The organism is Saccharothrix stipae, from assembly GCF_054781895.1.
Genome location: NZ_BAAGTN010000009.1, coordinates 117,737 through 132,109, shown reverse-complemented (window position 1 = coordinate 132,109; position 14,373 = coordinate 117,737). Strand labels below are relative to the sequence as shown.

Annotated in this window: 15 protein-coding genes; 10 read left to right on the top strand and 5 right to left on the bottom strand. The window is 73.0% G+C overall.

The window, feature by feature from the left end; genetic code table 11:
• Window positions 1-76 precede the first annotated feature (76 nt).
• Together ACYVLT_RS23690 and ACYVLT_RS23685 are read left to right on the top strand one after the other, a co-directional pair.
• A complete protein-coding gene (locus ACYVLT_RS23690) occupies window positions 77-670 on the top strand; it encodes a DUF4232 domain-containing protein (RefSeq protein ID WP_461122398.1) in 594 nt (197 codons plus the stop codon).
• Window positions 671-1,456, top strand: coding sequence for an alpha/beta fold hydrolase (locus ACYVLT_RS23685; RefSeq protein ID WP_461122397.1), 786 nt, complete (start codon window positions 671-673; stop codon window positions 1,454-1,456).
• A gap of 51 nt (window positions 1,457-1,507) precedes the next feature.
• On the opposite strand, the gene ACYVLT_RS23680 is transcribed toward ACYVLT_RS23685, so the two are convergent.
• Entirely contained in the window at window positions 1,508-1,930 is a 423-nt protein-coding gene (locus tag ACYVLT_RS23680) for a hypothetical protein (RefSeq protein ID WP_461122396.1), read from the bottom strand.
• 170 nt (window positions 1,931-2,100) lie between these two features.
• Between ACYVLT_RS23680 and ACYVLT_RS23675 the strand changes: the two genes are divergently transcribed.
• From ACYVLT_RS23675 to ACYVLT_RS23655, 5 genes are all read left to right on the top strand, one after another.
• The gene (locus ACYVLT_RS23675) at window positions 2,101-3,072 is read left to right on the top strand and encodes a hypothetical protein (RefSeq protein ID WP_461122395.1); all 972 of its coding nucleotides are present in this window, start codon (window positions 2,101-2,103) and stop codon (window positions 3,070-3,072) included.
• Between the two features lie 137 nt (window positions 3,073-3,209).
• Window positions 3,210-3,470 carry a hypothetical protein gene (locus tag ACYVLT_RS23670; RefSeq protein ID WP_461122394.1) on the top strand — a complete coding sequence of 87 codons (261 nt, stop codon included), beginning with the start codon at window positions 3,210-3,212 and terminating at the stop codon, window positions 3,468-3,470.
• A gap of 1 nt (window position 3,471) precedes the next feature.
• Complete coding sequence (locus ACYVLT_RS23665; RefSeq protein ID WP_461122393.1) at window positions 3,472-3,723, top strand: hypothetical protein; 252 nt, start codon at window positions 3,472-3,474, stop codon at window positions 3,721-3,723.
• Window position 3,724: 1 nt separating this feature from the next.
• Window positions 3,725-6,493: an FtsK/SpoIIIE domain-containing protein gene (locus ACYVLT_RS23660; RefSeq protein ID WP_461122392.1), complete on the top strand. Its 2,769-nt coding sequence runs from the start codon at window positions 3,725-3,727 to the stop codon at window positions 6,491-6,493.
• Window positions 6,490-6,918: a hypothetical protein gene (locus ACYVLT_RS23655; protein ID WP_461122391.1), complete on the top strand. Its 429-nt coding sequence runs from the start codon at window positions 6,490-6,492 to the stop codon at window positions 6,916-6,918. The genes ACYVLT_RS23660 and ACYVLT_RS23655 overlap by 4 nt, the downstream gene beginning before the upstream one ends.
• Window positions 6,919-6,934: 16 nt before the next feature.
• Here the strand turns inward: ACYVLT_RS23655 and ACYVLT_RS23650 are convergent, their stop codons facing one another.
• On the bottom strand, window positions 6,935-7,342 hold the full coding sequence (locus tag ACYVLT_RS23650) for a GNAT family N-acetyltransferase (RefSeq protein ID WP_461122390.1): 408 nt from the start codon (window positions 7,340-7,342) through the stop codon (window positions 6,935-6,937).
• Between the two features lie 35 nt (window positions 7,343-7,377).
• Between ACYVLT_RS23650 and ACYVLT_RS23645 the strand changes: the two genes are divergently transcribed.
• The 3 genes from ACYVLT_RS23645 to ACYVLT_RS23635 all read left to right on the top strand — a co-directional run bounded on the left by ACYVLT_RS23645 (window position 7,378) and on the right by ACYVLT_RS23635 (window position 10,846).
• A complete protein-coding gene (locus tag ACYVLT_RS23645) occupies window positions 7,378-8,088 on the top strand; it encodes a GNAT family N-acetyltransferase (protein ID WP_461122389.1) in 711 nt (236 codons plus the stop codon).
• Window positions 8,089-8,129: 41 nt separating this feature from the next.
• Window positions 8,130-9,137 (top strand): NADP-dependent oxidoreductase, encoded by a 1,008-nt coding sequence (locus tag ACYVLT_RS23640; RefSeq protein WP_461122388.1) that lies wholly within the window; start codon window positions 8,130-8,132, stop codon window positions 9,135-9,137.
• A gap of 155 nt (window positions 9,138-9,292) precedes the next feature.
• Window positions 9,293-10,846 (top strand): S8 family peptidase, encoded by a 1,554-nt coding sequence (locus tag ACYVLT_RS23635; protein WP_461122387.1) that lies wholly within the window; start codon window positions 9,293-9,295, stop codon window positions 10,844-10,846.
• A 49-nt stretch (window positions 10,847-10,895) separates the two neighbouring features.
• On the opposite strand, the gene ACYVLT_RS23630 is transcribed toward ACYVLT_RS23635, so the two are convergent.
• The 3 genes from ACYVLT_RS23630 to ACYVLT_RS23620 are packed head-to-tail and all read right to left on the bottom strand — an operon-like array spanning window position 10,896 to window position 14,361.
• Window positions 10,896-11,507, bottom strand: a complete 612-nt coding sequence (locus tag ACYVLT_RS23630) for a hypothetical protein (protein WP_461122386.1) — start codon at window positions 11,505-11,507, stop codon at window positions 10,896-10,898.
• Between the two features lie 30 nt (window positions 11,508-11,537).
• Window positions 11,538-12,734: an amidohydrolase gene (locus ACYVLT_RS23625; RefSeq protein ID WP_461122385.1), complete on the bottom strand. Its 1,197-nt coding sequence runs from the start codon at window positions 12,732-12,734 to the stop codon at window positions 11,538-11,540.
• Window positions 12,724-14,361, bottom strand: coding sequence for an FAD-binding oxidoreductase (locus ACYVLT_RS23620; protein ID WP_461122384.1), 1,638 nt, complete (start codon window positions 14,359-14,361; stop codon window positions 12,724-12,726). Before ACYVLT_RS23620 ends, ACYVLT_RS23625 begins: the two co-directional genes overlap by 11 nt.
• Between the last annotated feature and the right edge of the window lie 12 nt (window positions 14,362-14,373).

The following is a 14,373-nucleotide window of genomic DNA, read 5'->3' as shown; positions in this document are numbered from 1 at the left end:
TCGCCGATACACCCAACCGAACGGCGGCTGGGTACGTCCTCCTGACAAGGCCTCGTCATCGAGCCAGGAGGTGGACATGAGGCGACTCGTGGCGCTCGGCGCCCTCGCGGTCGCGCTCACCGCGTGCGGGAGCCCTCGACCAGCGGCAGACCAGTCGACCCTCGCGGTCGAACCACCCTCGTCCTCGGCCACCGGGACCGCGCCGGTGCCGCCGTCGTCGGCGCCGGCGACGACCGGCCAGGCGTCCGCCCCGGTCCGCTGCACCGCCGCCGCGCTCGCGGGCGCGGTCCAGCCGGGCGACGCGGGCGCGGGCAACCGGTACGGCAAGCTCGTGGTGACCAACAACGGCGCGGCGCCGTGCACGCTCAACGGTTACAGCGGCCTGCAACTGCTCGACGCGGCCGGCAACCCGCTGCCGACCGACCTCCAGCGCACCACCGACCCCGGCCCGGCGCCGGTGGTCCTCGCGCCCGGCACCGCGGCGGCGGCGAACCTGCACTGGACCGTCGTGCCGACCGGTGACGAGCCGGTGGACGCGCCCTGCCAGGCCGAGGCGGCACGGGCCGCGGCGATCCCGCCGGACGAGACCGAGCCGATGAGCCTGTCGTGGGGCCTCGGCCCGGTGTGCGCCGGGGGGAAGATCCGGATCAGCGCGTTCTACGCTGCCTAGGTGATCGAGTCCAACGTCCCCGGCCACGCCGGGGACCTCGCCGTCCGCACCTGGCCCAACCTGACCGCCGACTGGCTCGCCGTGATCGTGCACGGCCACGGCGAGCACGGCGGCAGATACGACCACGTCGCCGAGGCGTTGGTGGCGGCGGGCGCGTTGGTGCTGGCGGCCGACCACGTCGGCCACGGCCGGTCCGCGGGCGAACGGGCGCTGATCACCGACTTCGACGGCGTGGTGGCCGATGTCGCCGCCACGGTGAGCTCGGCGGCGTCCGACCTGCCGACCGTGCTGGTCGGCCACGCCGAGGGCGGTCTGGTCGCGGCCCGGTACGCCCAGCTGCACCCGTTGACGGCGCTGGTGCTGTCCGCGCCGGTGCTCGGCACCTGGGAGGGGCTGGACGGGCTGGGTTCGGCGGAGACCACCCGCGCGCCGCTCGACCCGGCGCTGCTCTCCCGCGACCCGGAGGTCGGCAAGCGGTACGCGTCCGACCCGTTGGTGTGGCACGGGCCGTACCGGCGGGAGACCTTGGAGGCGTTGGAGCGCGCGCTGGACGAGGTCAACTACGGGCCCGCGCTGGAGCACCTGCCGACGCTGTGGCTGCACGGCGACGCGGACGAGCTGGTGCCACTGGCCGACACCCGCACGGGCACGGACCGGTTGCGCGGGCTGCTGTTCGAGGAGCGCGTCTACCCCGGCGCGCGGCACGAGGTGTTCAACGAGACCAACTCGGCCGAGGTGCTGGCCGACGTCGTCGCCTTCGTGCACCGGGTGCTCGGGCGGCGCTGACGCGAACGGGGTGGGGTGGCCGACGCGGTGCCACCCCACCCCCGTCACGAATCAGTCGTCGTAACCCGAGTCGTCATCGTCGGCGTAGTCGTCATCGTCGTCGTGGTGGTCGTCATCGTCGTCGTGGTCGTCGTAGTCCGAGGCCTCCGCGTGTGCCTCTGTGTCACCGGTCCAGGCGCCTTCAGGACTGGACCAGGCGTAGGCGTCGTAGTAGCCCGCGTTGCCATCCCACGTCCACGCCACGACCGTGAAGGAGCCCGCGCCGTACGGCGTGGCGGCCTGGTACTGCTCGAAGAAGTACGAGCCGCCGTAGCCGTCCGCGCCGGACGCCAGTTCGTGGACGGTGGCGCCGTCCGCCGTGGCCGACACGTTGTTCTGGTCGTACTCCACGTCGGCCGACGCGATGCCCGCGGCGCCGATGATGATCGGGAACGCGAGAGCGCTCGCCGCGGCCATTCGGATGATGCTGCGCATGGTGGAACCTCCTAGGCATAGATGGCCATGCGCTCACATCGTTACCTCGGTCGGCGCGCCGCCGGAGGTCGCCGACCGCATCGTGTGAACGGGGGTTGAACCGGCGAAAACGGCCTGATCAGCGGACATCACGAGGGGTGGGCGCAAGTCCCTGCTTATGGGTGACATCAATGGCACCCTCACGAGTCGCCGGCGTGTCGTGGACAATTCGGGTCGAGATGGTGGGAGAAGACCTGGAGCTGCTGATCACCGCGGTGGTGGCGGCCGACGACGAGCGGCAGGCGCACGCCGCCTGCGCCGCACTGCTGCGCCAGGTCGGCGGGCGCGTGGTGCGGGCCTTCGACTGCTCCGACGAGGAACCCGGCTGCTGGTCGGTGACGATCAGCCTGCTCAGCGGCGAGCGCGCGACGCAGAACGTGGCGGGCGCGTTGGCCAGGGCGGTGCGCACGGTGGTGCGCCGGCTGGGCGACGAGTTCCCGACCCCGCGGGTGGCCTGCGAGCCGCCGACCGCCTGGACGGTGCTGGAGGACCCGGCGCTGCTCGACGGCCTGGTGCCGGGCGCGGAGCGGTTGATGGTGGAGGCGTGGGCCGGCGGCGACCCCCAGCACAACAGCCCCCAGCAGGTCGACTCGCGGCAGCACGACCCGCGGCACGACCCCCGTCGGCACGACTCACCGCACGATCCGGGGCTGGTCGACCCGGGGCACGACGCCCCCGGCCGCGACCCGCGGGGCCGACCGGACGACGAGCCGGTGTCCGAACGGGTGATCCCGGCCGAGCCGGAGGCGACCACGTGGCTGTCGTTGCGCGTCGACGTGGCCACCGACCGGTCCGCGGGCGCCGAGTGGCAGGCACGGGCGGTAGCCAGCCGGGTCGCGCGCAGTGGCAAGATCACCCGAGTGGCTCCACACGGACACCTACTGAGCGTGCACATAGACCTCGGTTCGAGCGCTAATTCCCCCACGGTCGCGCTACAGGACGCCGTGACGTCGTTGGGCCGTTCGGGTTGGTCGGACGTCGAGTGGTCCGAGGGGTCGGGGTCGACCCGCTGGTCAGCCGCACCGGTTCCGCCGACGGGGATCGCCGCGTTGGAACTGACAGCGACACCGGGCTCGGCATTCGTGTGGACGGTGCCCGACTGAGATCATCATCGCTGACCCGATCGAGTGGATTTCCACCTCCACCCGGTCAGCCGATCTTGCTTGTGAATCGTGAAACTTTAGGTACTACTTTCAACTATAGGAATCCAACCGGTTTCTCAGGAGGGGTCGGGATCGACATGGCCAGCATCGAAGAGGTTCGCGCCGCGATCGCTTCGGCCGTCGACAAGGCGGGCCAGAGCGTCAACGCCCTGCAACAGGCCGCCGACCTGGCCGAGGACGCCCAAGCGCTGCTCAGCACGGCCACCCAGGGCAGCGTGCAGGCCGACGTGGAGCAGGCGAACGCCCGGTTCGCCGAGGTGGTCAGCGGCGTCACCGACCTGCAGAAGCACCTCGGCGCCGGGATCTCCCAGGCCGAGAGCATCAATTCCAGGCTGTGACGTGACCTCGGTAGGCGAGATCAAGCTCGCGCTGGAGCAGAGCTGCCAGTTCCTCCGGGACGCCTACCGCAGCGTCCGGGAAGCCCAGGGCGCGTTGGACGAGGCGGTCGACATCCTGCTGGAGGCGAGCGCCGACCACCACGAGTCGCTGGTGCCCGCCGGGTTCCTCGCCGCCGGTGAGAAGTTCGCCGACGAGTTGGAGCTGATCGTGGGCAGCCTGGAACTGGTCCAACGCCTAGCCGTGGAGCTGTGACGTGAACAGGCGTGACGAGCGCCGCAGGAGGATCGAGAGCTCCTTCGAGGAGTTCCGCAAGGCGGTCGCCGCCGCGCTGGGCAACGCCTCGCGCGAGCACCGCCTGCTCGCCGACGAACGCGCCCGCGACATGTTCGAGGTGATGCTGCGCGGCGACGGCGTCGACCGGGCGCTGACCGACCCGCTGCTGGCGCGCGCGCTGGCCAACCCGCTGTTCGAGCAGCAGGTGGCGCAGGCGATGATCGACCGGGTCGAGGCGTTCCGCGAGTGGTCCGAACGCGGGCCGGACCAGTTGACCGCGCTGGTCGACGCGGCGGCCGGGGGCCCGGCGTCGTGGCCGCCCGAGTCGTGGCTGGGCGCGCCCGGCACGGCCGACGGCAGCGACGGCGTGCCCGAGCTGTGGCGCATCGGCACCGGCGTGGTGCGCGGCGCGCCCGAGCCGCAGCGGTTCCCGGTGGTGGTGCCGATGCTGGACCACTCGCACCTGCACGTCTCCTCGACCCACGAGAGCCGGGCGACGGCCGAGGCCCTGGTGGAGAACCTCCTGCTGCGGGTGCTGAGCCACTTCCAGCCGGGCCTGGTGCACGTCCACGTGTGGGACGTCGGCCAGCTCACCGGCGCGCTGCCCGGGCTGTACCCGCTGACCCGCGCGGGCCTGCTGACCGTGCACGACCCGGCCCGGCTGCACGAGCTGCTGGACGAGCTGTCCGACCACATCCGGCGGGTGCACACCGGCGTGCTCACCGAGGGCCACCAGTCGGTGCGGGCGGCGGGCGGTCGGCGCACCGAGCCCTGGCGGGTGGCGGTGCTGTTCGGCAACCGGCAGCCGTTGCGGGAGGAGCACCAGCAGCAGCTGCAACGGGTGGCGCGCAACGGTCTCGCGGCGGGCATCCAGCTGGTCATCGTCGACATCCCGGTCACGGTCAACTCGCCGATCGAGACCGTCACCATCGCCGCCGACCACTCCGCGACGTGCACGACGAGCGGCAAGCACGTGACCGTCGCGCTCGACCCGCCGCTGCCGCGCGCCAGGGTGCCCCGCGCCTGCGCGGCGATCGCGGACAAGCGGGAGGAGCGCCGCAACCGGCTCAGCACGTTCGCCGACCTGCTGCCGGAGCACCCGTGGCGGGAGAGCTCGGCGGCGGGCGTCCTCGCGCCGGTCGGGTTCCTGGAGGGCGAGCCGGTGCACGTGGGGCTGGGCGACACGTCGCCGCACGCGTTGATCGGCGGTCCCAGCGGCTCGGGCAAGACGAACTTCCTCTACGCCATGCTCGGCAGCCTGGCCGCCCGGTACGCGCCGGACGAGCTGGAGCTGTACCTGCTGGACTTCAAGGAGGGCGTGTCGTTCGCGCAGTTCGCGCCGGGCCGCAAGGACCCGACGTGGCTGCCGCACGCCCGGCTGGTCGGGGTCAACGTCAACACCGACCGCGAGTTCGGCGTGGCGCTGCTGACGTTCCTGGCCGACGAGATGCGCAGGCGGGCGGACGCGGCCAAGCGGCACGAGGTCACCAAGCTGGAGCAGCTGCGCGAGGAGGACCCGCACGGCCACTGGCCGCGGATCGTGGCCGTGATCGACGAGTTCCAGTACCTGTTCGGCGAACGCGACCAGGTCACCGCGCAGGCCACGCAGCTGCTGGAGGACGTGGCCAGGCGCGGCCGGTCGCAGGGCATCCACCTGGTGCTGTCCAGCCAGGACGTGTCCGGCATCGAGGGCTTCTGGGGCAAGTCGGCGATCTTCGAGCAGTTCACCGTGCGCATCGCGCTGCCCAAGGCGCGGCGGGTGCTGGCCGAGCCGCAGAACGACGCTGCGGTGGAGCTGCCGCGCTGGCACGCGGTGGTCAACCACGAGTCGGGCGTGCGGCCGGGCAACGAGGTCGCGCGCATCCCCGACGCCACCGCCAAGGGCACGTTCGACGTGCTCCAGGCCGAGCTGCACCGCCTGCGCCCGCCGGAGCTGGCCGAGCCGATCCTGTTCGACGGCAGCAAGGTGCCGTCGCTGCCGTCGCTGCCGGACTTCCGGGCGCTGCGCCCGGTCGACGGCGGCAGCCCCACCGTGCTGCTCGGCCAGGTGATCGACGTGGCGGGCAGCGCGGCGAAGGTGCGGTTCGCCCGCACGCCGGGGCGCAACATCGCGGTGCTCGGCTCGCTGGCCGAGGACGCGGCGGGCGTGCTGGGCGGCGCGGCGCTGTCGCTGGCCCGCCAGCACGAGCCGGACGACGCCCAGTTCACCCTGGCGTGCCTGGCCGAGGACGCCTGGCCGCACGCGCAGCGGTTGGCCAAGCAGCTGCGCGGCGCGGGCCACGCGGTGGACCTGCTCGGCCTGGACGGCATCCGGGCGCTGGTGGACGAGACGGCGGGCCGGATCACCGCGAGCATGACCGGCGAGACGGGCGCGCCGCTGCAACCGCACTACTTGGTGGTTTACGCGGTGGACGCGGCGCACACCCTCTTGGAGGCGAAGAACGCGACCACGCGGGTCTCCGGGCTGGACGGCCTGCGGACCGTGCTCAAGCACGGCCCGGAGAACCGCACCCACGTGCTGGGCTGGTGGCGGGGCGCGCAGCGGCTGAAGAACAGCCTGTCACCCGGCGTCTACGACGACATCGGCGCGTGGATCGCGTTCGACATCCAGGGCAAGGAGCTGCTGTCGTTCGGACCGGAGCAGGTCATGGCGTGGTCACCGCGACCGCGCCGCGGGTTGTTCTTCGACCGGTTCGAGCACTCGCGACCGCAGGTCGTCATCCCGTTCGACACCGGGGAGGAACCATGATCAGCCACGCCTCAGTCGTACCCGCGCAGCGCACCGGCGGGCACGGCGCGCCGGAGGTCGAGGCGGTCTCGGCGATCGAGCGGTACCGGGAGGTCGTCGCGCTGGCCGGTGAGTCGGTGGAGCGGATGCGGGCGGCCGACCGGGCCAGGGTGCGGCGGCTGCTGGAGCGGCTGGCCGAGTCGCAGGACCGGATGGCCGAGGCCATCGACCAGGAGAAGCTGGTCCGGCAGGTCGTCGCGGAGCACTGGGAGGCCGTGGTCGGGCTGCTGTGGGACGAGCGGTGGTTCACCATGACCACGGTGCCCGCGCCGGACGAGTCGGTGCCGCCGCGCGACCAGCGCGAGTACAACACGGCGCTGGACCTGGCGTTCCGGGCGGTGGAGGAGTCGTTGCAGAAGCGGGCCCTGTTCCGCAAGGGCGCCTAGGAGCCCCGGTAGCGGCCTAGAAGCCCCAGGAGACGGCGACCGTGTCGAAGTCCAGTTCGGCGTCGGCACGGCGGTAGGTGGCCAGGGCGGCGGCGTTGTCCTTCTCGGTGCCGGTCCACACGCCGGTGCAGCCGCGTTCCCGGGCCAGCCCGATCAGGTGCTCGATGAGGGCGGTGGCGATGCCGCGGCGCCGGTAGGCCTCGTCGACGCCCAGCTCGTAGAGGAACATCTCCACGCCCTTGTCGGGGTGGATGGTCTCGACGCCGGACACGAACCCGGCCGGCTGGTCGTCCACGTAGGCGATGAGCAGGTGGTGCCGGTCGTCGGCGAGGAACGCGCGGGTGGCGTCCTCGCGCGGCGCGTCGTCGAACAGGTGGCCGGCGGCCACCACCGCGTCCGACGATGTGATCCGGCGGATATCCATGCGGGCGAGGGTAGCTCGCGGGTGATGATGCGGTCATGCGTGTTCTGCCGGCCCCCGCCGACGTCTCCGCCGCCACCCCCGACGCGCTGGCGAGGTGGGCCGCGCAGGCGTTGCTGCCCGGGCGTGGCGGCGCGGCGTGGGCGCACGGAGACGCGGTCGGTGTGCTGGCGCCGGGGTTGTTCCGGTTCGACCGGCTGGTGCTCACCGGCCCGGTGGCCGACGTGGCGGTGCTGCTGCGGGCGCACGTGCGGCCGGAGGTGAGGCCCGTGGTGACGACCGCCGTGGCCGAGGAGCTGGGCTGGCCGGTGCGCGGCACGTTCGGGTGGATGGAGCGCACCGGGTCGCTGACGGCCCGCGGTGGCGCTCGGTGGCTGGCCGAGGACGAGTGGGACGCCGTGGAGTCGTTGCTGCGCAAGGCGAACCCCGAGTCGTGGGCGTGGCCGCGCGAGCCGGGGCCGTCGCGGTGGGCGGGCGTGCACGTGGACGGCGAGCTGGTCTCGGTGGCCGCGGACGCGTGGGGCGCGCCGGAGGTCGGGTTCGTCGCGGGCGTGGCCACCCACCCCGACCACCGGGGCCGGTCCAGGTCGACGGAAGTCTGCTCGTTCGTGGTGAGCGCGTTGCTGGCCGAGCGCGGCACGTGCGGGTTGATGGTCGACGCGGGCAACGGCGCCGCCATCGCGCTCTACCGGCGGCTCGGTTTCACCTACCGCAGCGTGACCGCGCTGAGGGACTCAGCTCACACCTGATCGGCGGAACAGGGCCGCGCGGCGGTGGTGTTGCACGCCATATGACGCTGCCGAGCACCGCGCGCGAGATCCGCCTCGCTTCCCGTCCCGAAGGCTTCCCCGTGCCCGGGAACTTCGACCTGGTCGAAGTGCCCGTGCCCACCGCCGGCCCCGGCCAACTGCTGGTCCGCAACCTCGTGATGAGCGTGGACCCGTACATGCGGGGCCGGATGAACGAGGGCAAGTCGTACGTGGCGCCCTTCGAGGTCGGCAAGGCCCTCGAAGGCGGCGCGGTGGGCGAGGTGGTGGCGTCCGAGGCCGCCGGTTTCGAGGTCGGCGACGCGGTGCTGCACAACCTGGGGTGGCGTGAGTACGGCGTCGTGGACGCGGCCGGCGCGGTGCGCGTCGACCTGGGTGCGGCGCCCGCCGGCGCGTACCTGGGCGTGCTCGGCATGCCCGGTATGACCGCCTACGCGGGCCTGCTGGAGGTCGCCGCGTTCAAGGAGGGCGACGTGGTGTTCGTGTCCGGCGCGGCGGGCGCGGTCGGCCAGGTCGTCGGGCAGGTGGCCCGGCTGCGCGGCGCGAAGCGGGTCATCGGCAGCGCCGGCAGCGACGCCAAGGTGGCGTACCTGGTCGACGAGCTCGGCTTCGACGCGGCGTTCAACTACAAGGACGGCCCGGTCACCGAGCTGCTCGCGCGGGCCGCGCCGGACGGCATCGACGTGTACTTCGACAACGTCGGCGGCGAGCACCTGGAGGCCGCCATCGACGCCCTCACCCCGCACGGCCGCGCCGCGCTGTGCGGCTCGATCTCGAACTACAACACCAGGACCCCGGTGGGACCGCGCAACCTCGGCCTGGCCGTGGGCAAGCGGCTGACCCTGCGCGGTTTCCTGGTGTGGGACCACGAGCGGCTGCGCGAGCAGTTCGTGCGCGAGGTCGGCGGCTGGATCGCCGACGGCGGGCTGCGCTACCGGGAGACCGTGACCGAGGGCCTGGACCGGGCGCCGGAGGCGTTCATCGGGATGCTGCGCGGCGAGAACCTCGGCAAGGCCCTGGTGACCCTGTAGGTCCACGGCGGCAACGGGTCCGCGGCCGTCTCAAACATCCATACCGCCCAATCGCTTCGGGATCCCGCAGTGTCCTTGCCCATTACCCGTACCCCGACGGGGTCGCGGACGCCACGCTCAACCGGTTTGCTTTCGACAAGGGGGAGGTTTCCCGGGTGAAGCGTGATCTCATCGGGTTGAAGGGACTGCTGGCCGCTGCGGCGCTGGCGGTAGGAGCGGTGGCGGCGTCGCCGCTGACCGCGGGCGCGCAGGAGGGGGAAATCGCCCTGGCGGCCGCGGGCACCGCGGTCGACGGCCACTACCTGGTGGTGCTCAAGGGCGATGACGTGGCCGCGCAGGCCGCCGAGCTGACGGCGAAGCACGGCGGCAAGGTCACCGCCACCTGGCAGCACGCGCTGCGCGGGTTCGCCGTCGCCGCCAGCGAGGCCGAGGCCAGACAGCTGGCCAAGGACCCGGCCGTGGAGTCGGTGAGCCAGGACGGCACGGTCCAGGCCGTCGACACCCAGCCGAACCCGCCGTCCTGGGGGTTGGACCGGATCGACCAGCGGGACCTGCCGCTGAACTCGGCCTACAACTACGACACGACGGCCGCGAACGTCCACGCGTACGTCATCGACACCGGCATCCGCACCACGCACACGACGTTCGGCGGACGGGCCACCGCGGGCTTCGACGCCGTGGACGGCTCGAACGTGGACTGCCACGGCCACGGCACGCACGTGGCCGGCACCGTCGGCGGCACGGAGTACGGCGTCGCCAAGGCCGTGCAGCTGGTCGCCGTGCGGGTGCTCAACTGCTCGGGCGGCGGCACCTTCGCGGGCGTCGTCAGCGGTATCGACTGGGTGACGGCGAACGCCGTGAAGCCCGCCGTCGCGAACATGAGCCTGGGCGCGGTCGCGTCCCCGGCCACCGTGCCGATGGAGACGGCCGTGCGCAACTCCATCGCCTCCGGCATCACCTACGCCATCGCGTCGGGCAACTCCGACGACGACGCGTGCGGCTTCAGCCCGGCGTTGGTGACCGAGGCCGTCACGGTGAACGCCTCGACCGACTCGGACTCGCGCGCGACCGACTTCTCCAACTACGGCACGTGCACCGACCTGTTCGCGCCCGGTGTGGGCATCACGTCGGCGTGGGCGACCAACGACACCGCCACCAACACCATCAGCGGCACGTCGATGGCCGCGCCCCACGCGGCCGGCGCCGCCGCGCTGCACCTGGCGACGCACCCCGACGACGCACCGGCGGCCGTCCAGGCGGCCCTGATCGCCGCGAGCACGCCGGACAAGATCGCCAACGCGGGCGAGGGCTCCCCGAACCGCTTGCTGTTCACCGGCACGCCGGGTGGTCCGACGACGGTCGACGCGATCCGCTACGTGAAGTCCCGGGACCACATGACCTCCACGAACGGCGGCCCCGACGGCGCCGTCCGGGAAGGTTCCGTGGGTCGCCTGCTGACCGCGCAGGCACCGGGCACCCACGCGCTGTACCGGTGCTCGTTCAACTGGGACAGCTTCACCTCGGCCGACCCGAACTGCGAGGGTCAGACCCGGGTGGCCGTCCTCGGCTACGCCTACGACACGGCGGCGCCGGGCACCCACGCGCTCTACCGCTGCGTCGTGTTGAGCAACCGGGACCACATGGACTCCCCGCTTGCCAACTGCGAGGGCCAGCGCGTCGAGGGCGTGCTGGGCTACCTGCTCAGCTGACCTGAACCGAACGGCCCGCACCCGTCGACCGGCGGGTGCGGGCCGTTCGTCACGAGTGGCGGGCGATGAGCTCGCGGATCTCGACCACGGCGGCCTCGCGCTCGGCTTCGTCTTCGTACCAGCCGCCCTCGACCCGGTTCGCCACCACCGCCTCCGGGGTGAACTCCACGCCGAACAGGTAGGCGTCGAGGCAGTAGTCGAACCCCGACTCGCGCATCGCGTCCAAGCCCTCCCGCTCGCAGTGCTCCAGGAACCCCGGCGCCGCGCGCCACTGCCCGCCGTCGAACCAGAACACGCCGCCGGCGTAGTGGATCGTCGCCCCGGTCGCCTCGTCGACGAGGTTGAGCGACTCGTAGTTCTCGGGCCGGTCGCGGACCAGGCCCACGAGGTCCTCGGGCACGCCCCGGTAGAACGACTCCTGGAGGGCGTAGGTGCCCTCCGCGTACAGGTTCAGGTCCGTCTCGTGGTCGAAGGTCAGCAGCAGCGCGCGACCGTCCGCAGTGAAGTACCAGACGGCCGACTGCCCACCGCTGTCGTTCCAGCCGAACCGCTCGGCGCCGTCCACCGCCATCGGCGCCACCTCGGCCAGCTCGCCGACGATCGCCGCACGCCGACGCACTTCGGCGAGCGGAGTCGCCCTGAGGGCGTCCCAGATGCTCATGCGCGCAGGTTAGCGGTCACCACCGACGGTTCAGACGACTTCGCCGTCGGCGGCGACGACCCGGCCCTCGTGCACGACCAGCGTGCGCGGGGCGCGGTCCATCACCGCGGCGGTCACCGTGTCACCCGGCACGACGACCAGGTCGGCGGGCGCGCGTTCGGTGAGGCCCAGTGCCCGGCCCAGGACGGCCGCGCCGCCCCTGGTCGCGACGTCGACGCACATCTCGACCAGGTCGTCGCGGCGGAACCCGTTGCGGTGGGCCAACTGCCAGGTGCGGTCGAGCATGTCGCCGTTGCCGTAGGGCGACCAGTAGTCGCGGATGCCGTCCTGGCCGAGGCCGACCCGCACGCCCGCCCACCGCAGTTGCCGCAGCGGCAACGGCTCCCGCGCGCCCGGCGCGACCGTGGTCACCGCGACGTCGTGCTCGGCGAGCAGCTCCACCAGGTGGCGCTGCCGATCCGAGTCCACAGTGGACAGGGCGAAGGCGTGGCTGATCGTCACCCGGCCCTGCATGCCCAGCGCGTGCACGCGTTCGCAGATCAGCTCCACCTGGAACGCGCCGAGCGTCCCGGCGTCGTGCAGGTGCACGTCCACCCCGCGCTGGTGCTTCTCGGCCAGCCCGAAAACCACGTCCAGGTGCCGCACCGGGTCGCGGTCGTAGCCCGCCGGGTCGAGGCCGCCGACCAGGTCCGCGCCCGCGCGCAGCGCCGCGTCCAGCAGGTCGGCGGTGCCCTTCTCGCGCAGGATGCCGCACTGCGGGAACGCCACCACCTCGACGTGCGCCCGCGCGGCGTGCTCCTCGCGCGCCGCCAGCACGCCTTCCAGCTTGTCCAGCCCCGAGTCGACGTCCACCTGGGCGTGGCTGCGCACGTGCGTCGCGCCGCAGGCGATCGTCCGGCCGAGCGTGTGGGTGGCGCGCCGGCCGACCGACGCCTCGGCGGAGCGCCAGTTGCGCCGGTCGTTGTCGATCAGCTCGGCCAGCCCGTCACCCGCGCTGTGCGGGCGGAACGGCAGGCCGAGCCGGGTCGAGTCCAGGTGCGCGTGCGCGTCGGTGAACGCGGGCAGCAGCACACCGCCGCGGCCGTCGACCACCGGCGCACCGGGCGGCGGGGCGAGGTCCAGGCCGAACGCCGTGACGTGCCCGCCTTCGCAGAGCACGTCGACCAGGGGTGTGCCAGGGGTGTTCGGCCACGGCCGCACGGAACGGATCAGCAGGTCACCGGTCACCAGGCGACGCTAGCCCCGCCGGATTGAAGCCGCCAGCGATGAGCTTGCCCGGGTTGAGCACGCCGGTCGGGTCCAGCGTCCGCTTGACCGACGCCAGCACGTCCAGCCCGAGCCCGCCGATCTCGGCTTCCAGGTACGGCGCGTGGTCGGCGCCCACGGCGTGGTGGTGGCTGATCGTGCCGAGCCCGGCGATGGCCTCGCAGGCGGCGGCCTTGGCGACCTGCCACTGGCCGATCGGGTCCGCGGCGTCGCGCGCCGCCAGCACGGTGAAGTACAGCGACGCGCCGGTCTCGTAGACGTGCGAGACGTGGCACATGACCACGCACCCGCCCAGCGCGTCGACCAGCGCCGCCCGCACGGCCGCACGCAGCTCGGACACCTTCGACCAGTGCGTCGCGGTCTCCAACGTCTCCACGCACACGCCGACCTCCATCAGCGCGTCCCGCTGCCGCGGGCCGTTGAACCGGCCGTGCCGCCACGCCTCGCCGAGCGCCGTGCCCAGGGACACCAGGTGCAGTCCCCGCACCGTCTCCTTGCGGCGGCGCTTGACCTCGGCTTCCGATGCACCGTGCCAGCCGAGGATCAGCAGGCACGGCTGCCGCACGCCGCGCGCCTTCAGGTACGCCTTGAGCGCGGCGGTCTTCCAGCCGCCGGCGAGGGCCAGCGACACCTCGGTCTCGTCCACATCGGACAGTCGGGTCACGTCGGCCGCCACCCGGCGTTGCGCCGGCCCGCGCACCGCGGCCGTGCCGCGTTCCCAGCCGTCCACCACGAAACCCTCGTACCGCTCGACCACCGGCCGCGGCCGCACGCGCAGCGTGACCTCCGTGATGACGCCGAACGCGCCCTCGCTGCCGACGACGAGCTGCTTGAGGTCCGGCCCGGCGGCGGACGCGGGCGCGGCGCCGAGCCGCCACTCCCCCACCGGGGTGGCCAGCCGCACGCCCTCGACCATGTCCTCGAACCGGCCGTAGCCGGAGGAGGCCTGACCGGCCGACCTCGTGGCGGCGAAACCGCCGATGGTCGCGCGTTCGTAGGACTGCGGGACGTGCCCGGTGGTGAAGCCGTGCGCGGCGAGCAGCCGGTCCGCCCGGGGCGCGGGCAGCCCGGCCTGGAGCACGGCCAGGCGGGACACGGGGTCGACCTCGACCAGCCTGTCCAGCCGGTTCAGGTCCAGCGCGATCACCGCCGCCTTGTCGCCGCGCAGGGCGTTCACGCCGCCGACGACGGACGTGCCGCCGCCGAACGGCACCACGGCCACGTCGTGCTCGACGCACGTCCTCAGCACCTCGACGACCTGCTCGGGTGACGCGGGCAGCACCACCGCGTCAGGCACGGCCAGGTCGCCGTCACCGCGCTGCCGCAGCAGGTCCACATAGGACAGACCGCCGGCGCGGCCGAGCCGGGAGTCGCGGTCCACGCGGACGTGCCCGGGCCCGACGACATCGTCCAGCGCGGCGCGGGCGGCGTCGCTCAGCGCCGATCCGGGGACCTCCGGCGTTCGCGCGGGCGTGCGGACGTCACCCAGCCCGGTGCGTTCACGCAGCCACTTCACCGCGTGCGGCGGGAGCGGGCCCGTGGTGGGTGTCCAACTGCCCCGGAGGGTGTGGTCGATGCGCTCGGTCACCGCTACAGTGTG